We start from the raw sequence: 21,701 nt of genomic DNA, 5'->3' as shown, positions 1-21,701 counted from the left end.
TCCCGCGCGTTTTGCGGCCGCAGCGTCACCATAAGCTTAGCCGAATACATCAATTGCGGCGCAATATGAAGAAAACAAGGCCCCTATCTATGGCCCGGATGGAGCGAAGCGCAATCCGGAAAAGTCTCGCCGCGGCGGCAGGGACCCCGGATTGCGCCGAGTCTGTCATCGGGCGCGCGTTCGCGCGACCCGTTGGCTGCATCTAGGTTACACGGCTGCCAAAATGTCGAAAAACAACCCCATGCAAAGTAGCTCGCTGTCGCCGGCGCGGCGGCTTGACGCGTCGGGCAAATCATTGGTATTCTTCCATTATTCCGAAGTTGCGCAGGCATCCACCCTCCCCTTGAAAAAGGGGAGGTCGCTTTGCTCGCAAGAGCAAAGCGGGTGGGGATCTGCTCTCTCAGCAGGAGCGGAGCGCGCGGCTGACCCCCATCCCGACCTTCCCCCTTTCAGGGGGAAGGAGAAGACAACTGCGCCACGCTGCATCCGGGCTAAATAGCTACGCAAACAAAAAGCCCCGGCTTTCGCCGGGGCTTTGATCGCGTCTGTTGGACGAAACGCTTACTTGTCGGTGCCGCGGTTCTTCAGCGCGGTGCCGAGGATGTCGCCGAGCGTCGCACCCGAATCGGAGGAGCCGTACTGCGCGATGGCTTCCTTCTCTTCGGCGACTTCCAGCGCCTTGATCGAGACCTGCACCTTGCGGGCCTTCTTGTCGAACTGGATGACGCGGGCATCGACCTTCTCGCCGACGGCAAAGCGTTCGGCGCGCTGGTCGTTGCGATCGCGGGCCAGCTCGGACCGCTTGATGAAGGTAGTGAACTCGGTGCCGGAAATCCGCACCTCGATGCCGCTCTCCTTCACCTCGAGCACTTCGCAGGTCACGACCGCGCCCTTCTTGACGTCGCCCGGCTCGGCGAAGGGGTCGCCTTCGAGCTGCTTGACGCCGAGCGAGATGCGCTCCTTCTCGACATCGACGTCGAGCACCACGGCCTTGACCATGTCGCCCTTCTTGAAGTTGTCGATGACCTGCTCGCCCGGAAGCTTCCAGTCGAGGTCGGAAAGATGGACCATGCCGTCGACGTCGCCCTCAAGACCGAGGAACAGACCGAACTCGGTCTTGTTCTTGACCTCGCCCTCGACCACCGAACCGACCGGGAACTTCTCGACGAAGACCTCCCAGGGATTGCGCATGGTCTGCTTGAGGCCGAGCGAGATGCGGCGCTTGACCGAATCCACTTCGAGCACCTGCACTTCGACTTCCTGCGAGGTCGAAACGATCTTGCCGGGGTGCATGTTCTTCTTGGTCCACGACATCTCGGAGACGTGGATCAGGCCTTCGATGCCCGGCTCGAGCTCGACGAACGCGCCGTAGTCGGTGATGTTGGTGACGCGGCCGGTGAAGCGGGCACCCAGCGGGTACTTGGCTTCGATGCCCTGCCACGGATCATCCAGCAGCTGCTTCATGCCGAGCGAGATGCGGTGCGTCTCGTGGTTGATCTTGATGATCTTGACCTTCACCGTCTGGCCGATGGTCAGCACCTCGGTCGGGTGGTTGACGCGGCGCCAGGCGATATCGGTGACGTGCAGCAGGCCGTCGATGCCGCCGAGATCAACGAACGCACCGTAATCGGTGATGTTCTTGACCACGCCGTCGATCACCTGACCCTCTTCGAGGTTCTGCACCAGCTCCTGGCGCTGCTCCGCGCGGGTCTCTTCGAGAACCGTGCGGCGCGACACCACGATGTTGCCGCGGCGGCGGTCCATCTTGAGGATCTGGAACGGCTGCGAGTTGTTCATCAGCGGCGCAACGTCGCGGATCGGACGGATGTCGACCTGCGAGCGCGGCAGGAACGCCACGGCACCGTCGAGGTCGACGGTGAAGCCGCCCTTGACCTGGTTGAAGATGACGCCGTTGACCTTTTCGTTGTTCTGGAACGCCTTCTCGAGCTTGCCCCAGCTCTCCTCGCGGCGCGCCTTGTCGCGCGACAGCACGGCTTCGCCGAGCGCATTCTCGATACGGTCCAGGAACACCTCGACGGTGTCGCCGACTTTCAGATCGCTTTCACGGCCGGGGCCGGCGAATTCGCGCAGCGCGACGCGGCCCTCAGTCTTCAGGCCGACGTCGATGACGGCCATGTCCTTCTCAATTGCAACAACCTTGCCCTTGATGACCGAGCTTTCCTGCAAATTGCCGCCGGCAAAGGACTCATCAAGCATCGCCGCGAAATCGTCGCGGGTCGGATTATAGGAAGACGCAGAATTCGAAGCCATTTGTTCTCCAGATGCGGAATTTCGCCGGCCGTTCGGGTTAATGGGCGCACCGCGCATACAGTGTCGGGGTTCCGCAAACCCCGACGGCCGCTCGTTGCGGGAGGCGCAACAGCGGGCCGGCAGTCAACTGCACGTTCGGTACGTTCTGAATGATCCGGCGCCTGAAACGAATATCGACTTCAAGACCTGGGAGCGGGCGTTCCTCCAGATGCGGCGAGGGCTCAAACCCATCGCCGGCCCGCTTCAGACACGGCCTCGACATGGTCGATGGTGGTCCGGACGGCGCTGATATAGCCCCGAGGCACCTTTTCGGCAAGCAGAAACGGCCGATTTACGGGCGATTAAGGCTGCTGAGCGCCCCGGCCAGCCCTACTGCAACATCTTGTTGACCGCGCTGGCAGAAATGCCCCGCGGAGGCGCGGCGGGGGAACCTGCCCTTAAGCCGGTCCAGGACACCATCCCTGCATTAAAAACAGGGAGCGAATTCAATGAAGAGCTTTGTGGCGCTGGCGGCGATTGCCATCGTGACGCTTGGAAATGCATTTGCAGCGATGCCGGCCGCGGTTTCGGCCGAACATGGCGCATCGGTTCAGGCGGCACAGCCGATCCTGAGCATGGCCGACCAGGAACTGCCGTTCGACCGCTATTGGTCGAAGAACTGATCCACCCGACCGTTCGGATCTCAAGCGCGATGACGCCGTCATCGCGCTTTTTTCTGTTCGAACGGACCGTCAGCGCTTGGCGCGCGCCGCTTCGACGATGGCAATGGCGGCGCGGACGCCGGCCTCGATGTCGAGGTTGGAATTGTCCAGCGTGTGCGCGTCCGCCGCGGGCCGCAGCGGCGCAATCGCCCGATTCTGGTCGCGCTCGTCGCGCTTGATGATGTCGGCCAGCACCGCCTCCTCGTCGGCCTCCTCGCCGCGGCCGCGGGCCTCCAGCGTGCGCCGCCGTGCGCGGACCCTGGGATCGGCTACCACGAAGATCTTCACGTCGGCATTCGGGCAGATCACGGTGCCGATGTCGCGGCCATCGAGGACCGCGCCGGGCGGATCGGCGGCGAACTGGCGCTGGAAATTCACCAGCACCTCGCGGACCTTCGGGATCGCCGACACCACCGAGGCGGCATCGCCGACCCGCTGCGTCTTCAGCACCGGGTTGCCGAACTTTTCGGGGTCGAGCTCGAGCGCCGCTGCCACCGCCAGCACCTCATTGGTGAGGTCGGCGCCGGCTTCCAGCATGGCATAGGCGACCGCGCGGTAGATCACCCCGGTGTCGAGGTGGCGATAGCCATAGTGGTGGGCGAGCCGCTTGCCGAGCGTGCCTTTGCCCGAGGCGGCGGGTCCGTCGATAGCGATAATCATGCGAAGTCTGCTCCGAGCGAGCGCATCATCGGAATGAAATCCGGAAAACTGGTGGCGATGAAGGCGGTGTCGTCGACCTTGACCGGGCGATCGGCGGCGCAGCCCATCACCAGCGCCGACATCGCGATGCGATGGTCCAAGTGGGTCGCGACCAGGCCGCCGCCGGGCACATGGCCGCGGCCCTCGACGATCAGGTCGTCGCCGGACACCTCGACCTTGACGCCGTTGACGCGCAGCATCGCCGCGGTGGCTTCGAGCCGGTCGGATTCCTTGACGCGCAGCTCCTGCAGGCCGCGCATGATCGTGGTGCCTTCGGCGAAGCTCGCCGCCACCGCCAGCACCAGATATTCGTCGATCATCGACGGCGCGCGCTCCGGCGGCACCTCGACGCCCTTCAGCTTCGAGGCGCGCACGCGCAGCTGCGCCATCGGCTCGCCGGCATCGCCACGCACCTCGCTCTCCTCGATCGAGGCGCCCATCTCGCGCAGCGTCGTGAACAGGCCGGTGCGCAGCGGATTGGTCATCACGTCGGAGAACACGACGTCGGAGCCGTCGACGATCAGCGCCGCGACGATCGGGAATGCGGCCGAGGACGGGTCGGCCGGCACCACGACATTGGCGCCGCGCAGCTCGGGCTCGCCGGTCAGCGTGATCCTGCGGCCGCGACTGCCCTCCGGCTCCGAGGTGATGTCGGCGCCAAAATGCTTCAGCATCAACTCGGTATGGTCGCGGCTCGCCTCCTGCTCGATCACCGTGGTGACGCCGGGGGCCGACAGCCCCGCCAGCAGCACTGCGGACTTGATCTGGGCCGAGGCGACCGGCGTCTTGTAGGTGATCGGCACCGGATAGCGGGCGCCGTGCAGGGTGAGCGGCAGCCGGCCGCCCTCCCTGATGTCGCTGGTCCGCGCCCCCATCAGTTCCAGCGGATCGAGGATCCGGCGCATCGGACGGGAACGCAGCGAGGCATCGCCGTCGAACACGGCCGCCACCGGGCAGCCCGCCACCGCGCCCATCACCAGCCGGCAACCGGTGCCGGAGTTGCCGAAGTCGAGCGGCGCGGCCGGCTGGGCGAAGCCGCCGACGCCGACGCCGTTGACCGTCCAGGCGAACGGCGCCGTCCGCTCGACCCGGGCGCCCAGCGCCCGCATCGATTTGGCGGTGTTGAGCACGTCCTCACCTTCCAACAGGCCGGAAATGCGGGTTTCGCCGACCGAAAGCGCCCCCAGGATCAGCGCGCGGTGAGAAATCGATTTATCGCCGGGAACGCGAACTTTGCCGGCCAAAGGGCCGCTTGCGCGGGCTTCCAGCGGGGTTTGGGTGTCAGATTGAGCCAAGATTGTGTCCTCTCGCGCCGCGGCAGGTATCACATAGGCACCAGCGCGTCACGCGCCTGTCAAATGCCCGCAAACCGCTATTGACAGCGGCTTCTCAACTAGCCAAGTGAAGCACCGCTTTTCAGGAAAATTCTGGGATTACCACGTGGCCAAGTCCGAGCTCGGAACCAAACGCATTTGCCCGACCACGGGCAAGAAGTTCTACGACCTCAACAAGAATCCGGTCATTTCGCCGTACACCGGCGAGGTCGTGCCGATCGCGCCGGTTGCCCCGCCGCGGGGCCGTGGCGCAAGCGTCAGCTCGCCGGCAACCGCCGCCGAGATGCCGGAGGCTGCCGAGACCGAAGAGTTGGTCTCGCTCGAGGAGGCCGATGCCGAGGAGAACACCGGGAAGGTCAAGGCCCAGGTTCCCGAATCCGAGGACGATATCGAGGTCGATGAGACCATCGACGACGATGATGACGACGATTCGACCTTCATTGCCGACGAGGAAGAGGGCGATGAGGACGTGACCGACATCATTGGTGACGTCGGCGGCGACGAAGAGACTTGAGATCGTCGCCGAACTATGATCAACGGTGCTGCCGCGTGAGTCGTTTAGGCTCGGCGGACGGGATTTGATCCCCCAGGATCGTCCCATCTGGATAAGGGGCCATAGCTCAGCTGGGAGAGCGCTTGCATGGCATGCAAGAGGTCGGCGGTTCGATCCCGCCTGGCTCCACCAGCCTTCGCTCGCTTCGCGAGCTTCGGCTGGGCAAGCCCGGGTAGTCTCTCGTAGCGAAGTGAACGAAGGCTGCCCCGCCATAGCCCAAAGGGCGACGGCGGGCGAGGCAAGCGCAATGTCTGACGTACGCGGAACGTTCGGCCATCCTGCCTGAAGGGGGATACGCCATGAAGTACGTCTACATTCTCGAGAGTTTGGACGGCGCCCATTTCTACGTCGGGATTACCGATGACCTTCGCGCCCGCCTTGCAAAGCACAATGCCGGTGAAGTCCCGCATACCTCGAAGTATAAGCCCTGGAAGCTGAGGACCTACGTTGCGTTCAGCGACGAGCGACTCGCCATCGCGTTCGAAAGGTATCTGAAGTCCGGCTCAGGTCGAGCTTTCGCGAAGAAGCATTTGTGATTGCGCGGTAACCCCGTCCGCCCCCCACTCTCTACTCCCCAAGCACCGCATTCAGCCGGTCGCGCAGCGCGACGATCTCGTTCTTCATCGCCATCAATTCCCTGACCGAGCAGTCGGATGCCGCCAGGATCGACTGCGGCACCGACTTGGCTTTGTCGCGCAGCGCATGGCCCTGGGCGGTCAACGCAATCAGCACCTGACGCTCGTCCGCGGTGCTGCGGGTGCGCTTGATCAGGTCGGCCGCCTCGAGCCGCTTCAAGAGCGGCGTCAGCGTCCCGGAGTCCAGGAACAGCCGCTCGCCGAGGTCCTTCACCGGCACGTCGTCGCGCTCCCACAGCGCCAGCATGACGAGATATTGCGGATAGGTCAGGCCGAGCCGGTCGAGCAGCGGCTTATAGACGCGGTTGAAGGCGTGCGCGGTCGAATAGACCGCAAAGCAGATCTGATTGTCGAGCCGCAGCGCCTGATCGGCCGCCATCTGTTTCCTGACCATGGGGATTCCCGTCGACCTCGTCATGTTCAAGGTTCATTCTGGGCTCACGGCAAGCGGGATTCAATTGCGAACAATTAAATGTGAGACCGCATAATTCATATTGCGCACAATCTAATTTTGCGCAATATGATGGCCATCGAATTCAACCCAGGGAGACCACCATGTCTGTGAACGTGCTCTACAAGACCAGCGCCAAGGCAACCGGCGGCCGCGACGGCCATGCGGCAACGCTCGACGGCGCGCTCGACGTCAAGCTGACGACCCCGAAGGAGCTGGGTGGTGGCGGCGGCGCCGGCAACAATCCGGAGCAGCTGTTCGCGGCCGGCTATGCCGCCTGCTTCATCGGCGCCATGAAATTCGTGGCCTCGCAGGGCGGCCCCAAGGTTCCCGCCGACGCCTCGGTCACCTCCACGGTCGGCATCGGCCCGCGCTCGGCCGGCGGCTTCGGCCTTGCCGTCGAGCTCGCGGTCTCGCTGCCCGGCCTGCCTCGCGCCGAGGCTGAGGCACTGGTCGAGAAAGCCCACCAGGTGTGCCCGTACTCCAACGCGACCCGCGGCAATGTCGACGTCAAGCTGACCGTCGTCTGATCCGTCGCCCGCAGTTCATCGCTTCCAGATGGTCCGCCACCCGTGTGGCGGACCATTGCTTTTCCGGCCCGGGTTCGCGTGGCGAACGCGCGCGGCCGATTGCATGGGCCTGCGCATCCGGGGGCATTGCTGCCCCGCCTGACAACCGTTAGCTCTGGGACCCTCTCATCCTCTCTGAGCGAAGGTTGCTGCCATGAATACCCCAGCGGCTGCGGGCGCGATGACCGGACTGCGCGTGATCGATCTGACGCGCGTGCTCGGCGGCCCCTATTGCACGCAGATCCTCGCCGACCACGGCGCCGACGTGATCAAGGTCGAGCCGCCCGCCGGCGACGAAGTGCGCGAGTGGGGCCCTCCGTTCCACGAGGAGGACGCGGCCTATTTCGTCGGCATCAACCGCAACAAGCGTTCGGTCGGCCTCGACCTCGCCTCCGAGGGCGGCCGCACCGTGCTGCTGAAGATGCTCGAGACCGCCGACGTGCTGATCGAGAATTTCAAGCCCGGCACGCTCGACAAATGGGGCATCGGCAACGACGTGCTGCGCGAAAAATTTCCCCGCCTCGTGCACTGCCGCATCTCCGGCTTCGGCGCCGACGGCCCGCGCGGCGGCAATCCCGGCTATGACGCGATCATCCAGGCGATGACCGGCATGATCGCCGCCACCGGCTCGCCCGACAGCGGCCCGATGCGGATCGGCGTGCCGCTGGTCGACATCACCACCGGGCTCTATGCGGCGATCGGCATCCTGATGGCGCTGTCGGAGCGGCAGCGCTCCGGCCTCGGCCAGTTCCTCGAGACCACGCTGTACGAGACCGGCCTCGCCATCATGCATCCGCACACCGCGAACTATTTCATGCACGGCAAGCCGCCGTCGCTGACCGGCAACGAGCATCCGAACCTCGTGCCTTACGCGATCTTCCCGACCAAGACCGACAACATCTTCATCGGCGTCGGCAATGACGGCACCTTCCGCAAGCTCGCCAAGGAGATCGGCAAGCCCGAGCTCGGCACCGACCCGCGCTTTGCCCGCAACAAGGACCGCATCGCCAACCGCGACGCGCTGCGCGTCGAGCTCGCCGCGGTGTTCAGCCAGCACGAGGCCGAGCCGCTGTGCAACCGGCTGCTGGCCGCCGGCCTGCCGGCCGGGCCGGTGCAGAAGATCGATCAGGCGCTGACCAACCCGCACACCCTCCACCGCGGCGACGTCATCGAGAAGGACTGGTACAAGGGCGTCGCCTCGCCGATCCGGCTCGACCGCACCAAGCCGAGCCTGCGCCGCACCCCTCCGAAGTTCAGCCAGCACGCCGCCGAGGTGCTCGGCGAGTTCGGCTATTCCAAAGACGAGATCAACGCCCTGGTCGACAAGGGCGTGGTCTGCGGCCCCGAGCGGAAGCGCTGAGGCCTTAACCGGCAAAATCGTCAAATGCCGCACTGCGGCGTGAGCACGCCTGCGCGCCGCGGGCGGCTCCGGCCGCCTGCGGGTCTTCGCCTATTTTCCGGCTTCCATTTTGTTGCGCTTGCCGCTTTCGTTTTGGCCGCTTACACAAGTCATGTGAACGTCACAGGGCGCTGCTAGCGCAAGCGCACATTTTGACGGCCGAGGGGAGGTTTCTTGATGGCACTTCGACAATTTGGTGCGGCTGCGGCACTTGCGGTCACGCTCGCGTTCGGCGCTTCGCCGGCCTTTGCGGTGACGGAGATTCAGTGGTGGCACGCGATGACCGGCGCCAACAACGACGTCATCGTCAAGCTGGCCAGCGATTTCAACACTGCACAATCCGACTACAAGGTGATCCCGACCTACAAGGGCGGCTACGCCGACACCATGAACGCCGGCATCGCCGCGTTCCGCGCCGGCAACGCGCCGCACATCATGCAGGTGTTCGAGGTCGGCACCGCGACCATGATGGCCGCCACCGGCGCCGTGAAGCCGGTCTACAAGCTGATGGCCGACGCCGGCGAGAAGTTCGATCCGAAGAACTATCTGCCCGCGATCACCGGCTATTACTCGACCTCGAAGGGCGAGATGCTGTCGTTCCCCTTCAACTCGTCGTCGACGGTGATGTGGGTCAATCTCGACGCGCTGAAGAAGGCCAACATCACCGAGATTCCGAAGACCTGGCCGCAGGTGTTCGATGACGCCAAGAAGCTGAAGGCGGCGGGCTACAGCACCTGCGGTTTCTCCGGCTCCTGGGTGACCTGGGTCAATCTCGAGCAGCTGTCGGCCTGGCACAACGTGCCGCTCGCCAGCAAGGCTAACGGCCTCGACGGCTTCGACACCGTGCTCGAGTTCAACGGCCCGCTGCAGGTCAAGCACCTCGAGAACCTGGTCGAGCTGCAGAAGGACAAGACCTACGACTATGCCGGCCGCACCAACACCGGCGAAGGCCGCTTCACCTCCGGCGAATGCCCGATCTACCTGACCTCGTCGGCGTTCTTCGGCCACGTCAAGGCGCAGGCCAAGTTCAACTTCACCGCGGCGCCGATGCCGTATTATCCGGACACCAAGGGCGCACCGCAGAACTCGATCATCGGCGGCGCCTCGCTCTGGATCATGGGCGGCAAGTCGCCCGAGGAATACAAGGGTGTGGCCAAATTCCTGACCTTCCTGTCGGACACCGACCGCCAGGTCTGGATCCACAAGGCCTCCGGCTATCTGCCGATCACCAAGGCGGCCTATGCCAAGGCCAAGGAAGAGGGCTTCTACAAGGAGCAGCCCTATCTCGAGACCCCGCTGCTGGAGCTCACCAACAAGGAGCCGACCGAGAACTCCCGCGGCCTGCGCCTCGGCAACATGGTGCAGCTGCGCGACATGTGGTCGGAGGAGATCGAGCAGGCGCTGGCCGGCAAGAAGACCGCCAAGCAGGCGCTGGATTCGGCCGTCGAGCGCGGCAACACGATGCTGCGGCAGTTTGAAAAGGCCGCCGTCCGCTGACATGATGAGTTAAAGCATGATCCGGAACAGTGCGAAGCGGTTTTCCGAAAAGATCATGCTCAAGCTTTAGAACCATCCCGGCAGGCCGCATCCCGCGGCCTGCCAGTTTTCCAAGATCATGCAAAAGCAAGCGATCTTCCAATCAAAGCTGTTGCCTTACGCGCTGGTTGCCCCGCAACTCGCGATCGTCCTGATCTTTTTCTACTGGCCGGCCGTGCAGGCGGTGATCCAGTCCTACCTGCTGCAGGACGCCTTCGGCCTTTCGACGAGCTTTGTCTGGTTCGAGAACTATCTCGAGCTGTTCAAGGACCCGGCCTATTTCACCGCGATCGTCAGGACCTTCGTGTTCTCGTTCGCGATCGCCATCTCCTCGCTGTCCTTTGCGCTGCTGCTGGCCGTGATGGCCGACAAGCCGCTGCGCGGCTCGACGCTGTACCGCACGCTGCTGATCTGGCCTTATGCGGTGGCGCCGCCGGTGGTCGGCGTGCTCTGGGTGTTCATGCTGCATCCCTCGCTCGGCGTGCTGTCGCGCTATTTGCGCGCGCTCGGCGTCGACTGGAATCCGCTGCTCGACGGTGACCAGGCGGCGCTGCTGATCATCCTGGCCGCGGCCTGGAAGCAGATCTCCTACAACTTCCTGTTCTTCCTTGCCGGACTACAGAGCATCCCGAAGAGCGTGATCGAGGCTGCCGCGATCGACGGCGCCCGTCCGATGCGGCGGTTCTGGACCGTGATCTTCCCGCTGCTGTCGCCGACCATCTTCTTCCTTTTGGTCGTCAACATCGTCTACGCCTTCTTCGACACCTTCGGCATCATCGACACGATGACCCGCGGCGGCCCCGGCAAGGCGACGGAAACGCTGGTCTACAAGGTCTATACCGACGGCCTGCTCGGCGGCAATCTCGGCTCCTCGGCGGCGCAGTCGGTGATCCTGATGGTTATCGTCATCATGCTGACGGCGATCCAGTTCCGCTTCGTCGAACGCAAGGTGACCTACTGATGGTCGAGGAAGAGGGCTTTCAGCGCTATCTGGCTCACGTCATCCTGTGGATCGGGATCGCGATCGTCGCCTTCCCGGTCTACCTCGCGCTGGTCGCCTCGACCCAGGACAACGCGGTTATCGCCAACGGCCAGATGTCGCTGTTGCCGGGCGGCCATTTCCTCGAGACCTACTACCAGACGCTGTTCGTCGGCACGAGCGGCTCGACCCGCGAGCCGGTGCTGAACATGATGCTGAACTCGCTGGTCATGGCGCTGGCGATCGCGATCGGCAAAATCGCGATCTCGATCATCTCGGCCTATGCGATCGTCTATTTCCGCTTTCCGTTCCGGATGGCGATCTTCTGGATCATCTTCATCACCTTGATGCTGCCGGTCGAGGTGCGCATCTATCCGACCTACAAGATCGTCGCCGACCTGCACCTGCTCGACAGCTATGCCGGCCTGTCGCTGCCGCTGATCGCCTCGGCCACCGCGACGCTCTTGTTCCGGCAGTTCTTCATGACCGTGCCGGACGAGCTATTGGAGGCGTCGCGGATCGACGGCGCCGGCCCGTTCCGCTTCTTCTGGGATACGCTGCTGCCGCTGTCGCGCACCAACATGGCGGCGCTGTTCGTGATCCTGTTCATCCTCGGCTGGAATCAATATCTCTGGCCGCTGTTGATCACGACGCGCGACGACATGCAGACCATCCAGGTCGGCATCCGCAAGATGATCACAACCACCGACGCGCTGACCGAATGGCCGGTGGTGATGGCGACCGCCCTGCTCGCGATGCTGCCACCGGTGTTCGTCGTGGTCGCGATGCAGAAATTGTTCGTGCGTGGACTGGTCGAGACGGAAAAGTAGGAGCTCATGGCAAACGTCACGCTGCGCAGCGTCCGCAAGACCTATCCCGGCGGCTTCGAGGCCATCAAGGGCGTCGACGTCGATGTCGGCGACGGCCAGTTCTGCGTGCTGGTCGGCCCCTCCGGCTGCGGCAAGTCCACGCTGCTGCGCATGGTCGCGGGGCTCGAGACCATCAGCGGCGGCGAGATCGATATCGGCGGCCGCGTCGTCAACCAGGTCGAGCCGGCCGACCGCGACATCGCGATGGTGTTCCAGAACTACGCGCTCTATCCGCATATGAGCGTCTACAACAACATGGCCTACGGCCTGCGCAACCGCGGCATGCCGGAGGCCGAGATCAAGACCCGGGTCGAGGAGGCCGCGCGCATCCTCGAGCTCACGCCGATGCTGGAGCGCAAGCCGCGGCAGCTCTCCGGCGGCCAGCGCCAGCGCGTCGCGATGGGCCGCGCCATCGTGCGGCAGCCGAAAGTGTTTTTGTTCGACGAGCCGCTGTCGAACCTGGATGCAAAACTGCGCATCGCGATGCGGGTCGAGATCCGCAAGCTGCAGCGCCGGCTCAACACCACCTCGATCTACGTCACCCACGACCAGCTCGAGGCGATGACGCTCGCCGACGTCCTCGTCGTCATGAACGGCGGCCAAGTCGAGCAGATCGGCAATCCGCTCGACATCTACCAGCGGCCGGCCACCACCTTCGTCGCCTCCTTCATCGGCGCCCCGCCGATGAATCTGATGCCGCTGCGCTCGGACGAGCTGAAGTCCCAGATCGCCGGCGTCGACGGCGCCGGCATCGTCGGGATCCGGCCGGAGGATTTTGTCATCTCCAGCGAGACCGCCCCCGGCGGGGTGGCGCTCGGCCTGACGATCGAGGCGATCGAGCACGTCGGCGCCGAAACCTTCGTCTATGGCAGCCGCCAGCGCGAGGAGCACGGGGTTGCCGCCAACCCCGGCGATCTGCCTCCCGGCGAAGTGATCGTCCGGGTTCCCGGGGTCAGCGGCCCCGCCATCGGCGAGCAGATCCGGGCGGTGGCGCCGCGCGACAAACTGCATCTTTTTAGCGCCGACGGGCGCAAGCGAATCGGGTGACGAGGAGCGGTCGTTCCGGGGCCCGCGCCAGCGGGAGCCCGGAATCCGGAGGTTGCGCCGCGAGAATCCGGGTTCGACGCTTGTGCAATGCCCCGGAAATGAACGGGAAAGACCGGTTATGCGACAATTAAGCCTGATTCCTGAGATGCTTGAACCCACCCCAAATCAGCCCCATATTGACGACTGACCGCCGGGCAAGAGGCCCGGCGGTTGCATGGGGTGCCGCAAGGGCCCTGACGCATGATCCGCCGAAGTGTGGGCGGTTCGGCGGTCGGATCATGCGCCAGATTCAAATTTGGCGCGCGACCGGACGCAAAACCGGTTCCCACTTTTGCTGGTCGCGCGCGCCAAAGTCGCTTCGAGAGGACTTTGTAATGTCTCGTGTTCCATCGTTGTCCAGTCCGTTCCTTCTGGGATTCGACGAAATCGAGCGTGCGCTCGACCGCGTCGTGAAGGGTGCCGACGGCTATCCTCCCTACAACATCGAGCGGTTCGACCGCAGCAATGGGCAGCCCGAGCGGCTGCGCATCACGCTGGCGGTGGCGGGTTTTACCCGTGACCAACTCGATGTGACTATTGAGGAAAATCAGCTCGTCATCCGCGGCCGCCAGCAGGACGACAAGGCCCGGCAATACATCCATCGCGGCATCGCCGCGCGCCACTTCCAGCGCACCTTCGTGCTGGCGGAGGGGATGCAGGTGCTGGGCGCGGACCTGAAGAACGGGCTGTTGTCGATCGACCTGGCCAGGCCGGAACCTGAACGGGTCATTAAGACAATCGCTATCAATGAGCACGAATAATAGAAACCTGGAGCGGACTCGACCGCTTATCTGACTGAGGAGTCGAGACCATGACTGAACTGAGTACCACCACCATCGAGTCATCCGACAGCGTCACGCCGGAGGCGCTGGCGCACCTGGGCGAGGGCCATATCGCTTATGTGAAGCAGGTCCGTTCCGAGGACGTGCCGGGATTGTTTCCCGAGGCACCCCAGCTTTCGCCGGGCCTCAAGCTGTTCGCTCTCCACGCCGCCGACGGCACGCCGATCATGCTGACCGACAGCCGCGAGGCCGCGATCGCGAACGCCTGGAGCAACGAGCTGCAGGCCGTCAGCGTCCACTGACGCACGGCTGATCTGAGATCCGCGAGTTCAGGCGCGCGGGCATGCCTCGATCACCGAGGCGGCCCGCGCGTTTTTATGGTGACCTAAAGCATGATCCGGAAAAGTGTGAAGCGGCTTTCCCTCGCGACAAACGCGGAACGCGTTTGCGCGGAGATCATGCTCAAACAAAGAGCTGAAGCGCGATGATGATTCAACCCAATCTCATCGCGCTTTAGTCGATGTGAGCAGCGGCGCCATGCATTGCTGCACCTCGCCGGGAACGTTGTAATCACGCATCAGCAAGCGGTTGTTGCGCAGCCCGCACGCCTCCCGCTGCACCACGAACATCCACAGCGCATGGCCGGCTTGGCGCACCAGCATGCGTCGCGCCTGCTGCGCCGATGCCTCCGCGCGGGGGTTGGCGGCGTCGAACTCGCGAAGTTTGGCAAGCGCCTGTTCCAATGCGCGCCCCATGCGCCCGAGCGCGGTAGCGCGCTCTTCGGCGAGCTCATAGGCGAGAACGTCGACGGGAACGCGATCGAAGCGAAAATCACGGGACATCGGCTATTCCGTGGGTTGCACGCGCCGGCAGCGCGCCTGCCTGTCTTCTGGCTTGATAGCACGACTGTCAATAGGTGCTCCCGTCTCGGAGTCCAAGGATCAGCCCGCCCAATTTTGGCGCTGCTTTGCCATTGCTTTGGGCCGTGGCCATGACGACGGCGCCGTTTCGCGGGTCAAATTTCCATGCTGTAATCAGTTGCCGCGACCATCGGTCCGGGCGGTGCCGAGCCTTCCGATAATTCGACAGGGAATTTCCAAGCAGAAAATTATCCGCGCCAATTTGAATGAAGGAGATGCGACGATGAAGAAAAGCATCCTGATCAATCTCATTGCTTCAGTGTCGATCGCCGTCCTGGCGACGGGTGTCGCGATTTCTGCGCAAGACAAATACAGTCTGAGCGTGCCGAACGGGCTCGCATTCTCCGAGTTCAGGGGATACGAGGACTGGCCGGTGATCGCAATCAGCGAGAACGAAGGCGTCATTGCCGTGATCCTGGGGAATCCGGCGATGATCGCCGCCTATCGGGAGGGCACACCCGGCAACGGCAAGCCGTTCCCGGACGGCGCCAAGATGGCGAAGATCCATTGGATCCCCAAGAAGCAGGAAGCTTATCCCGGTCAGCCGACAGTCCCGGGCGCCCAGCACGACGTCGACTTCATGGTGAAGGACAGCAAGCGGTTCGCAGACAGCGGCGGATGGGGATACGGTGCGTTCGAGTATGACGCGGCGTCGGATGTGTTCAGGCCCGCCAATACAACAGACAACCCGCCGCAGGACAACGACGCAAAGTGCGGCTACGCGTGCCACACGGTGGTGCAGAACCGCGACTACGTCTTCACCGAATACGGAAAGCGGTGAGCTGCAAAAGCCGATAGGCAAAATGCGCCGATCGCCGATCCCGCCCAGACTGTTCGTCATATTCGCCAGGAGCGCGCATGAAGCCGTGATCTTCAGGCGCGGTCCGGCCAGGTGGTATCACGTCATTCGCTGGAACACCCGGGATGACACCTTTCATAGCGGAGCCTGGTTTAAGGGGCGCATCTATCCCGAGAAATGCGACTTGTCGCCGGATGGCGAGCTGCTGCTCTATTTCGTGCATCAAGCCAATCGTGTGCGCACAGACTACACGGATGCCTGGACCGCAATCAGCCGCAATCCCTGGCTCACCGCGATCGGGCTGTGGCCTCAGGGGACGACGTATGGAGGAGGCGGCCGTTTCACGGACAACCGCAGTGCCATCATCAGAGGGTGCAGGACCGCCCACCCCGATCATCCCGGCGCCGGGATCTCCATCACCCTTGGCGATGTACCTCACCACGCCTCATCCAAAGAGGTTGAAGGCTCCGAATGGTCGGGTCGCGATCAAGACGGACGGCTGGTGTTCACCCTGAACGGGCTATTGATGCACAGAAGCGATGCCGGAGATGATATCTGCCTCGCCGATTTCAATGATTACACGCCCGATCCGCAGGCTGCACCGCCATCCGCCGACCGACCGTTGAGCGCGCTCCGGCCAAGCATCAAACGACGAAGGAAAAAGCAGGGGCCATAGCCTGAATTCATGGCGTTCGGACATCAATCGCTAGCACCCGGCCAACCGCGCGCGAATGTCCGGCTTCAGCACCTTGCCGACCTTGGAGCGTGGCAGATCATCCCAGATCTCGATCTGCTTCGGCGTCTTGATGCTGCCGATCTGCTGCTTGACGAAGGCGGCCAGGGCCGCGGCGTCGATCGCCTGGCCGGCGCGCGGCTGCACCACGGCGACGATGCGCTCGCCCCATTTGTCGTCAGGCAGCCCGATCACCGCGCAATCCTGCACCGCCTCGTGCGCGCGCAGCGCGTTCTCGACCTCGATCGAGTAGACGTTGAAGCCGCCGGTGATGATCATGTCCTTGGCGCGATCGACGATGTAGAGGAATCCGTCCTCGTCGATGTAGCCGATGTCGCCGGTATGGTGCCAGCCATGCGCCGATGCCTCGGCGGACGCTTGCGGATTCTTGTAATAGCCCTGCATCACCAGCGAACCGCGCACCACGATTTCGCCGCGCGATCCCGCGGGCAGCAGCCTGCCGTCGCCATCCATAATGCCGGCCTGCACCAGCGGGCTGATCCGCCCGGCGGAGGCGAGTCGCGCCATCGCGATCGAGCCGTCCGGATTGTAGTGCTCGGCGGGCGCCATCATCGAGATCATCATCGGCGCCTCGGTCTGGCCGAACAGCTGCGCCATCGGCCCGATCCGCCGCAGCGCTTCCGCGAGCCGGGCCGCCGAGATCGGCGCCGCCCCATACCAGAAGCATTGCAGCGAGCTGAGTTCGGCCGCGTCGAGCTTTGGATGATCGAGCAGCATGTAGATCACGGTCGGCGGCAGGAAGGTGTGGGTGACGCGATAGCGCGCGATCAGGTCGAGGAACTCGCCGATGTCGGGGTGGTGCATGATCACGATGCGGCCGCCCAGCGTCATGATCGGAAAGCACAGCACGCCTGCGGCATGGGTCAGCGGCGCCAGCGCCAGATAGACCGGGCGGCCCTTGAACGGGTAGCCCATCAGGGTCAACGCGGTCATCGTCTCGATGTTGCGGCCCGACAGCATCACGCCCTTCGGCTTGCCGGTGGTGCCGCCGGTGCCCGGGATCATCGCGAGATCGTCGACCGGCTCGCGCTGATAGAGATCATCGGCGAGGCCGGCGAGCCAGCGGTCGAACGACGGTGCGAACGGCAGCTCGGCATCGAGACAGACCAGCGCGCGCAGCTTGGGCAGATCCTGCCTGACCGCCTCGACCATCGGCGCAAAGCTGGAATGAAACAGCAGCAGGCTGCAATCGAACGCGTCGAGGATGAACTTGTTCTCGGCGGCCTCGTTGCGCGGATTGATCGGGCACCACACGGCGGCCGCGCGCGAGATGCCGAACACGCAGGCGAAGGCGAGCGGATCGTTGCCGGACAAGATCGCGACCTTTTCGCCGGGCGCGATGCCCGATCGCTCCAGGCCGCGCGCGATCCGGTAGCTCAGCCGCTGCACCTCGCCATAGCTGAGGTCGCGGCCGTCCATGGTGAGGCACGGTGCATCGGCGCCGAGCGAGGCGCCCTTGTCGAGATAGTCGATGAAACGCATGGTCGGTCCCGAAATAGACTGCGGGTGACGGGGGCTAGCGCGTCACCCGCAGCGAAGCGTTTTCGAGCGAAATAGACAACCGGATCGCGTGACGAAAACGCCTCAAACGAAGTCCTTGGCAGCCCAAACTCAGTCGTGCACGGTCAGGACCGGCTTGCCAACCAGGCCAAAGCTGCGCAATTGCCCGAGCAGCTCGTGATGGCCGAAAGCCTGACAGCCGGAGGCGAAGCCGACGCGCTTCGGCGGCTGCTGCAGCAGGTGCGCCGCGGCATAGGCCTGCAGCATGGCGGTCTGCTTGTAATTGCTGTTGCCGTAGATGACGCAGTGCGCGCGCCTCAACGGGCCGGAGGCATACACCGAATCCATCGACTTGTTGACGCGCGGGTTCTCACGCGGCGGCATGGTGTTCATCACGCCGGCCGCGGTCTGCGCCAACGCGGCGTAGCGGTCGTCGGGATTCATGTCCTTGGTCGCCTCCAGCGCGGCGGCGACGATCTGCGGCACGCCCAGCATCAGCGCGCGGTTGAAGACGCCGCCCAGCACCTTCACATTGGCGACGCGCGGATCGCGCTTGAACCACACCGGGTGCGAGGTGCCGCCCCAGGGCAGTGCCAGCGCCAGCTCGTGCTGGCCGGGGATGGCGAGGTTGTAGAGGCCGGCGTCGGGCTGATGCTCGACGTACTTGTTCTGCTCCAGGTAATAGGCCTTGGCCATCGCGGCGTTGACCAGGATGGTCTGCGTCGAGGCGATGGTCGGGCTGCCGCCCCAGAACACGGCGATATCAAGCGTGTCGAGGCCGGGCGTCTCCAGGCAGAGCTGCGCGGCGATCTCGCCGGTGGTGTACATCTGCGCGATGCCCGGCGCCAGCAGCAGGCCGGCATTGGCGAACTTCGCGCCCCACTCCTGATCGAGCGTGATCAGCCAGTCCTGCTCGCCGGTGGTGTCGGTGTAGTGGCATCTGGAAGCCCAACAGGCCTGCACCACCTCGCCACCGAACTTGGCGAACGGGCCCACGGTGTTGAGCACCACCGAGGCGCCGTTGAACAATTCGGTCAACGCGGCGACCGTGTGCGGCACCTCCACCACCTCGTAGTCGGCGGTCTCGATGCCGGCCACGTTCGACTTCATCGCGGCGTTGAGCTTCTCGGCGCTTCGGCCGGCGGCGATGAAGGGGATGTTGTACTCGCGTAGATATTCGCAGACCAGCCGGCCGGTGTAGCCGGAAGCGCCATAGACGATGACGGGCTTCTTCTCGCTCATTGCGATCCTCCGAGATGTTTGTTGTCTGGTCTGCCGCTCACATGCCCATGCCGCCGTCGACCGGCAGGCCGATGCCGGTGATGAAGCGCGCATCGTTCGAGCACAGGAACACGGCGGCGTCGGCGATATCGCTGACCTCGGCGAGGCGGCCGAGCGGCGTCTGCTCGACCACCGAGCCGACCGCCGCGTTGACGTCGGCCGCGAGCCCGATGCTGACGATGTCATTGGCGAGCTGCAGGCCCATGTCGGTCGGGATCAGGCCGGGATAGATGCAGTTGACGCGGACACCGAAGCCGAGCTTGCCGGCTTCCATCGCCGCAACGCGCGTCATGCGATCGACCGCGGATTTGGTGCCCGAATAGACCGCGATGCTCGGGAATGCGATGGTCGCCGCAACCGAGGCGATGTTGACGACGGCGCCGCCCTTGCCCGCCGGCCCGCCCGGCCGCATCGCGCGGAATGCGTGCTTCATGCCGAGCACGGTGCCGACGATGTTGACGTCGCACATCCGGCGCGCGTCCTCGGCCTTGATCTCGCTGACCAGCGAGGTGATCTCGATGCCGGCGTTGTTGATCAGGATGTCGTAGCCGCCGAGCGTTTCGACAGTGGCGGCAACCGCACGCTCCCACTGCGCATCGTCGGTGACGTCGAGCTTGACGAAGCCGGTCTTCACCCCGGCCTTGGCGATCTCACCGGCAGTGTCCCTGCCGACGCCGTCGAGAATGTCGCCGATCATGACCGCCGCGCCGGAGCGCGCCAGTGCCTGCGCAATCGCCGCGCCAATCCCCCGGGCGCCGCCGGTGACCAGGGCCTTCCTGCCCTCAAGGCTCTTCGCACTCATGACGTAGTCCTCCCTTTGCTGATGTTTGCGCTGATGTTTGCTTGGCGCTGGCGATGAGCAGCACGGGCCGGGCGGACCGCGCGCCGGGGGCGCATCGTGGTCACGGCCGGCATCGGCGGAGCGCAGTGGTGGCGCTCCGGCGAGGCATCTCCTTCCCTATTGCAAATTAGGTCAGCCATCTTGACGACTGTCCAAAATTATTTGGCCAACCCTCGTCCAGGAACTTGACACTTGTCAAGGCAAATTTGACAAGTGTCAAAGATGATGGTTGTGAGGGGATGGAGCGCGGCGCGCTTGGCGCGCTATAAGTCGCCAAGGGGAAGAGACGGAAAGGCACGGAATGGCGCGGCAAGCGACAGGAGCGGCCCGACGCGTGGTGGTAGCGGCCGAGGCGCCGCGCGACGAAAAGTTCAACGCGCGGCGGATCGAGCTCGCGGAGGCCGCGCTGGAGACGCTTGGCGAGCTCGGCTTCGCGCGCACCAGCCTGCGCGAGATCGCGCAGAACTCCGCGTTCACGCATGGCGTGTTTCACTACTACTTCAGCGACAAGCTCGACCTGATTTGCTGCTGCGTCCGCCACTACAAGGCGAAATGCGTGACGCGTTATGACGAGGTGGTGACGTCAGCGCAAAGCCGCGACGAACTGACTGAAGGCTTCCTCGGCAAGCTCGCCGAAACGCTGCAGAACGAAGCCCGCATGCATCGGCTCTGGTACGATCTGCGCGCGCAGGCGATGTTCGAGCCGGCGTTTCGCAAGGACGTGCTCGAGATCGACAAGAGCCTGGAGGCGATGATCTGGCGCATCGCCTCACGCTACGCCGAACTCGGCGGCAAGCGGCCGGCGTCATCTCCGGCCGCGCTTTACGCACTACTCGACGGCCTGTTCCAGAGCGCGCTGCTCCGGCACCTCGCGAATGACGAGACGGCCGTGCCGGACCTGCTCGCTGAAGTGCGGCGGTTGTTGCCGACGATTTGCTGAGCTGCTTGCAGCGCATGTAGCTTCGTAGTCCGGATGAAGCGAAGCGAAATCCGGGATTCGCGCCCGCTGCGAGATTTCCCGGATTGCGCTGCGCTCCATCCGGGCTACGGCAATTGCTGAAATGATGCCGCCCGCGTTGCGCAACAACGCGGCAACGCTTTGACGACAGACGTACGAAGAACGGTTCGCCTACGCGAACGGCTACGCCGCGCTGGCCGGCGGCAGTGCGAGCACCGAGTAGATCGCCTGCGCGTCGCGGGAGGCGCGCAGCTTCTTGGCGACGTCCTGGTCGCGCAGCAGGCGGGCGATGCGCGCCAAGGCCTTGAGGTGGTCGGCGCCGGCGCCTTCGGGCGCCAGCAGCAGGAAGATCAGGTCGACGGGCTGGCCGTCCATCGCCTCGAAATCGATCGGGCGCTCGAGCCGGGCGAACAGGCCGAACAGCTTTTCCAGCTTGGGCAGCTTGCCGTGCGGAATCGCGACGCCGTAGCCGACCGCGGTGGTGCCCAGCTTCTCGCGCTGCAGCAGCACCTCGAAGACGGCGCGCTCGTTCTGGCCGGTCAGGGCAGACGCGCGCGCGGCAAGTTCCTGCAGCGCCTGCTTCTTGCTGATGACTTTCAAAGCGGGGAGAATCGCCTCGGGTGCGACCAAATCGGTAATCGGCATTGGGACGTTCCGAGGTGAATGAGACCGTCAGGTTGCGAAATAGGCTTTACGCCGGCGTCGTCAAGAAGATGTGGTGGGATGCGGGCGTGGCCCGGGTCCGGTTGGCAGGGCTTCTACCCCAACGCATCGGCGGTGCCAA

General features: G+C 64.3%; 23 protein-coding genes and 1 tRNA gene. 15 read left to right on the top strand and 9 right to left on the bottom strand.

All coding sequences use genetic code 11. From position 1 onward, the window contains the following. Positions 1 to 561: 561 nt before the first annotated feature. The gene (rpsA, locus tag CI41S_RS00645; RefSeq protein WP_139479391.1) at positions 562 to 2,271 is read right to left on the bottom strand and encodes a 30S ribosomal protein S1; all 1,710 of its coding nucleotides are present in this window, start codon (positions 2,269 to 2,271) and stop codon (positions 562 to 564) included. A gap of 488 nt (positions 2,272 to 2,759) precedes the next feature. On the opposite strand from rpsA, the gene CI41S_RS43245 reads away from it, so the two are divergent. After that, positions 2,760 to 2,933: a hypothetical protein gene (locus CI41S_RS43245; RefSeq protein WP_172627863.1), complete on the top strand. Its 174-nt coding sequence runs from the start codon at positions 2,760 to 2,762 to the stop codon at positions 2,931 to 2,933. Between the two features lie 69 nt (positions 2,934 to 3,002). On the opposite strand, the gene cmk is transcribed toward CI41S_RS43245, so the two are convergent. Both cmk and aroA read right to left on the bottom strand, forming a co-directional pair. Further along, positions 3,003 to 3,632, bottom strand: a complete 630-nt coding sequence (cmk, locus tag CI41S_RS00640) for a (d)CMP kinase (RefSeq protein ID WP_139856980.1) — start codon at positions 3,630 to 3,632, stop codon at positions 3,003 to 3,005. Further along, complete coding sequence (gene aroA, locus CI41S_RS00635) at positions 3,629 to 4,966, bottom strand: 3-phosphoshikimate 1-carboxyvinyltransferase (protein ID WP_172627862.1); 1,338 nt, start codon at positions 4,964 to 4,966, stop codon at positions 3,629 to 3,631. The genes cmk and aroA overlap by 4 nt, the downstream gene beginning before the upstream one ends. Before the next feature lie 145 nt (positions 4,967 to 5,111). On the opposite strand from aroA, the gene CI41S_RS00630 reads away from it, so the two are divergent. The 3 genes from CI41S_RS00630 to CI41S_RS00620 all read left to right on the top strand — a co-directional run bounded on the left by CI41S_RS00630 (position 5,112) and on the right by CI41S_RS00620 (position 6,094). Next, the gene (locus CI41S_RS00630) at positions 5,112 to 5,519 is read left to right on the top strand and encodes a TIGR02300 family protein (RefSeq protein ID WP_139856978.1); all 408 of its coding nucleotides are present in this window, start codon (positions 5,112 to 5,114) and stop codon (positions 5,517 to 5,519) included. Between the two features lie 95 nt (positions 5,520 to 5,614). Further along, positions 5,615 to 5,690, top strand: a tRNA-Ala gene (locus tag CI41S_RS00625). A 167-nt stretch (positions 5,691 to 5,857) separates the two neighbouring features. After that, the gene (locus CI41S_RS00620; RefSeq protein ID WP_139856977.1) at positions 5,858 to 6,094 is read left to right on the top strand and encodes a GIY-YIG nuclease family protein; all 237 of its coding nucleotides are present in this window, start codon (positions 5,858 to 5,860) and stop codon (positions 6,092 to 6,094) included. A 31-nt stretch (positions 6,095 to 6,125) separates the two neighbouring features. Here CI41S_RS00620 and CI41S_RS00615 read toward each other — a convergent pair whose 3' ends face one another. Beyond that, positions 6,126 to 6,587 (bottom strand): MarR family winged helix-turn-helix transcriptional regulator, encoded by a 462-nt coding sequence (locus CI41S_RS00615; protein WP_139856976.1) that lies wholly within the window; start codon positions 6,585 to 6,587, stop codon positions 6,126 to 6,128. Between the two features lie 161 nt (positions 6,588 to 6,748). On the opposite strand from CI41S_RS00615, the gene CI41S_RS00610 reads away from it, so the two are divergent. From CI41S_RS00610 to CI41S_RS00575, 8 genes are all read left to right on the top strand, one after another. Beyond that, entirely contained in the window at positions 6,749 to 7,174 is a 426-nt protein-coding gene (locus CI41S_RS00610; protein WP_139856975.1) for an organic hydroperoxide resistance protein, read from the top strand. A 193-nt stretch (positions 7,175 to 7,367) separates the two neighbouring features. Beyond that, complete coding sequence (locus tag CI41S_RS00605) at positions 7,368 to 8,573, top strand: CaiB/BaiF CoA transferase family protein (protein ID WP_139856974.1); 1,206 nt, start codon at positions 7,368 to 7,370, stop codon at positions 8,571 to 8,573. A gap of 216 nt (positions 8,574 to 8,789) precedes the next feature. Next, complete coding sequence (ugpB, locus tag CI41S_RS00600) at positions 8,790 to 10,109, top strand: sn-glycerol-3-phosphate ABC transporter substrate-binding protein UgpB (protein WP_139856973.1); 1,320 nt, start codon at positions 8,790 to 8,792, stop codon at positions 10,107 to 10,109. Between the two features lie 118 nt (positions 10,110 to 10,227). Continuing rightward, positions 10,228 to 11,109 carry a sn-glycerol-3-phosphate ABC transporter permease UgpA gene (gene ugpA, locus CI41S_RS00595; RefSeq protein ID WP_139856972.1) on the top strand — a complete coding sequence of 294 codons (882 nt, stop codon included), beginning with the start codon at positions 10,228 to 10,230 and terminating at the stop codon, positions 11,107 to 11,109. Then, entirely contained in the window at positions 11,109 to 11,957 is an 849-nt protein-coding gene (gene ugpE, locus CI41S_RS00590; RefSeq protein ID WP_139479400.1) for a sn-glycerol-3-phosphate ABC transporter permease UgpE, read from the top strand. Before ugpA ends, ugpE begins: the two co-directional genes overlap by 1 nt. A gap of 6 nt (positions 11,958 to 11,963) precedes the next feature. Next, positions 11,964 to 13,043, top strand: coding sequence for a sn-glycerol-3-phosphate import ATP-binding protein UgpC (locus tag CI41S_RS00585; RefSeq protein WP_139856971.1), 1,080 nt, complete (start codon positions 11,964 to 11,966; stop codon positions 13,041 to 13,043). 374 nt (positions 13,044 to 13,417) lie between these two features. Then, positions 13,418 to 13,843, top strand: coding sequence for an Hsp20 family protein (locus CI41S_RS00580; protein ID WP_139479436.1), 426 nt, complete (start codon positions 13,418 to 13,420; stop codon positions 13,841 to 13,843). 50 nt (positions 13,844 to 13,893) lie between these two features. Then, a complete protein-coding gene (locus tag CI41S_RS00575; RefSeq protein ID WP_139479402.1) occupies positions 13,894 to 14,166 on the top strand; it encodes a BQ00720 family protein in 273 nt (90 codons plus the stop codon). 201 nt (positions 14,167 to 14,367) lie between these two features. Here the strand turns inward: CI41S_RS00575 and CI41S_RS00570 are convergent, their stop codons facing one another. Then, positions 14,368 to 14,706: a DUF6665 family protein gene (locus CI41S_RS00570; protein ID WP_139856970.1), complete on the bottom strand. Its 339-nt coding sequence runs from the start codon at positions 14,704 to 14,706 to the stop codon at positions 14,368 to 14,370. 301 nt (positions 14,707 to 15,007) lie between these two features. Between CI41S_RS00570 and CI41S_RS00565 the strand changes: the two genes are divergently transcribed. Further along, positions 15,008 to 15,565: a cytochrome P460 family protein gene (locus CI41S_RS00565; protein ID WP_139857015.1), complete on the top strand. Its 558-nt coding sequence runs from the start codon at positions 15,008 to 15,010 to the stop codon at positions 15,563 to 15,565. A 22-nt stretch (positions 15,566 to 15,587) separates the two neighbouring features. Further along, complete coding sequence (locus tag CI41S_RS00560) at positions 15,588 to 16,259, top strand: hypothetical protein (protein ID WP_139856969.1); 672 nt, start codon at positions 15,588 to 15,590, stop codon at positions 16,257 to 16,259. Positions 16,260 to 16,289: 30 nt separating this feature from the next. Here the strand turns inward: CI41S_RS00560 and CI41S_RS00555 are convergent, their stop codons facing one another. The 3 genes from CI41S_RS00555 to CI41S_RS00545 all read right to left on the bottom strand — a co-directional run bounded on the left by CI41S_RS00555 (position 16,290) and on the right by CI41S_RS00545 (position 19,920). Continuing rightward, positions 16,290 to 17,819, bottom strand: a complete 1,530-nt coding sequence (locus tag CI41S_RS00555; RefSeq protein WP_139856968.1) for an AMP-binding protein — start codon at positions 17,817 to 17,819, stop codon at positions 16,290 to 16,292. Positions 17,820 to 17,948: 129 nt separating this feature from the next. Beyond that, a complete protein-coding gene (locus CI41S_RS00550; protein WP_139856967.1) occupies positions 17,949 to 19,079 on the bottom strand; it encodes a DUF5938 domain-containing protein in 1,131 nt (376 codons plus the stop codon). A 37-nt stretch (positions 19,080 to 19,116) separates the two neighbouring features. Then, entirely contained in the window at positions 19,117 to 19,920 is an 804-nt protein-coding gene (locus tag CI41S_RS00545; RefSeq protein WP_139479408.1) for an SDR family NAD(P)-dependent oxidoreductase, read from the bottom strand. A gap of 373 nt (positions 19,921 to 20,293) precedes the next feature. On the opposite strand from CI41S_RS00545, the gene CI41S_RS00540 reads away from it, so the two are divergent. Next, a complete protein-coding gene (locus CI41S_RS00540; RefSeq protein WP_244626366.1) occupies positions 20,294 to 20,899 on the top strand; it encodes a TetR/AcrR family transcriptional regulator in 606 nt (201 codons plus the stop codon). 201 nt (positions 20,900 to 21,100) lie between these two features. Here CI41S_RS00540 and ptsN read toward each other — a convergent pair whose 3' ends face one another. Further along, a complete protein-coding gene (ptsN, locus tag CI41S_RS00535; protein ID WP_139479410.1) occupies positions 21,101 to 21,562 on the bottom strand; it encodes a PTS IIA-like nitrogen regulatory protein PtsN in 462 nt (153 codons plus the stop codon). Positions 21,563 to 21,701: the final 139 nt, after the last annotated feature.

The sequence above is a fragment of the Bradyrhizobium ivorense genome (assembly GCF_900696085.1).
GTDB classification, from domain to species: Bacteria; Pseudomonadota; Alphaproteobacteria; order Rhizobiales; family Xanthobacteraceae; genus Bradyrhizobium; species Bradyrhizobium ivorense.
Note: the sequence above shows the minus strand (reverse complement) of the source record. Positions and strands in the feature narration are given on the sequence as shown.

Excerpts from the sequence above, each read along its gene's own strand:
- CI41S_RS00550 (WP_139856967.1), bottom strand. The coding sequence starts at position 19,079 with ATGAGCGAGAAGAAGCCCGTCATCGTCTATGGCGCTTCCGGCTACACC.
- CI41S_RS00610 (WP_139856975.1), top strand. The coding sequence starts at position 6,749 with ATGTCTGTGAACGTGCTCTACAAGACCAGCGCCAAGGCAACCGGCGGC.
- ugpE (WP_139479400.1), top strand. The coding sequence starts at position 11,109 with ATGGTCGAGGAAGAGGGCTTTCAGCGCTATCTGGCTCACGTCATCCTG.
- ptsN (WP_139479410.1), bottom strand. The coding sequence starts at position 21,562 with ATGCCGATTACCGATTTGGTCGCACCCGAGGCGATTCTCCCCGCTTTG.
- ugpB (WP_139856973.1), top strand. The coding sequence starts at position 8,790 with ATGGCACTTCGACAATTTGGTGCGGCTGCGGCACTTGCGGTCACGCTC.
- CI41S_RS00575 (WP_139479402.1), top strand. The coding sequence starts at position 13,894 with ATGACTGAACTGAGTACCACCACCATCGAGTCATCCGACAGCGTCACG.
- rpsA (WP_139479391.1), bottom strand. The coding sequence starts at position 2,271 with ATGGCTTCGAATTCTGCGTCTTCCTATAATCCGACCCGCGACGATTTC.
- CI41S_RS00555 (WP_139856968.1), bottom strand. The coding sequence starts at position 17,819 with ATGCGTTTCATCGACTATCTCGACAAGGGCGCCTCGCTCGGCGCCGAT.
- CI41S_RS00605 (WP_139856974.1), top strand. The coding sequence starts at position 7,368 with ATGAATACCCCAGCGGCTGCGGGCGCGATGACCGGACTGCGCGTGATC.
- CI41S_RS00620 (WP_139856977.1), top strand. The coding sequence starts at position 5,858 with ATGAAGTACGTCTACATTCTCGAGAGTTTGGACGGCGCCCATTTCTAC.
- CI41S_RS00560 (WP_139856969.1), top strand. The coding sequence starts at position 15,588 with ATGCGCCGATCGCCGATCCCGCCCAGACTGTTCGTCATATTCGCCAGG.
- CI41S_RS00585 (WP_139856971.1), top strand. The coding sequence starts at position 11,964 with ATGGCAAACGTCACGCTGCGCAGCGTCCGCAAGACCTATCCCGGCGGC.
- CI41S_RS00580 (WP_139479436.1), top strand. The coding sequence starts at position 13,418 with ATGTCTCGTGTTCCATCGTTGTCCAGTCCGTTCCTTCTGGGATTCGAC.
- CI41S_RS43245 (WP_172627863.1), top strand. The coding sequence starts at position 2,760 with ATGAAGAGCTTTGTGGCGCTGGCGGCGATTGCCATCGTGACGCTTGGA.
- CI41S_RS00565 (WP_139857015.1), top strand. The coding sequence starts at position 15,008 with ATGAAGAAAAGCATCCTGATCAATCTCATTGCTTCAGTGTCGATCGCC.
- ugpA (WP_139856972.1), top strand. The coding sequence starts at position 10,228 with ATGCAAAAGCAAGCGATCTTCCAATCAAAGCTGTTGCCTTACGCGCTG.
- CI41S_RS00615 (WP_139856976.1), bottom strand. The coding sequence starts at position 6,587 with ATGGTCAGGAAACAGATGGCGGCCGATCAGGCGCTGCGGCTCGACAAT.
- CI41S_RS00545 (WP_139479408.1), bottom strand. The coding sequence starts at position 19,920 with ATGAGTGCGAAGAGCCTTGAGGGCAGGAAGGCCCTGGTCACCGGCGGC.
- cmk (WP_139856980.1), bottom strand. The coding sequence starts at position 3,632 with ATGATTATCGCTATCGACGGACCCGCCGCCTCGGGCAAAGGCACGCTC.
- CI41S_RS00570 (WP_139856970.1), bottom strand. The coding sequence starts at position 14,706 with ATGTCCCGTGATTTTCGCTTCGATCGCGTTCCCGTCGACGTTCTCGCC.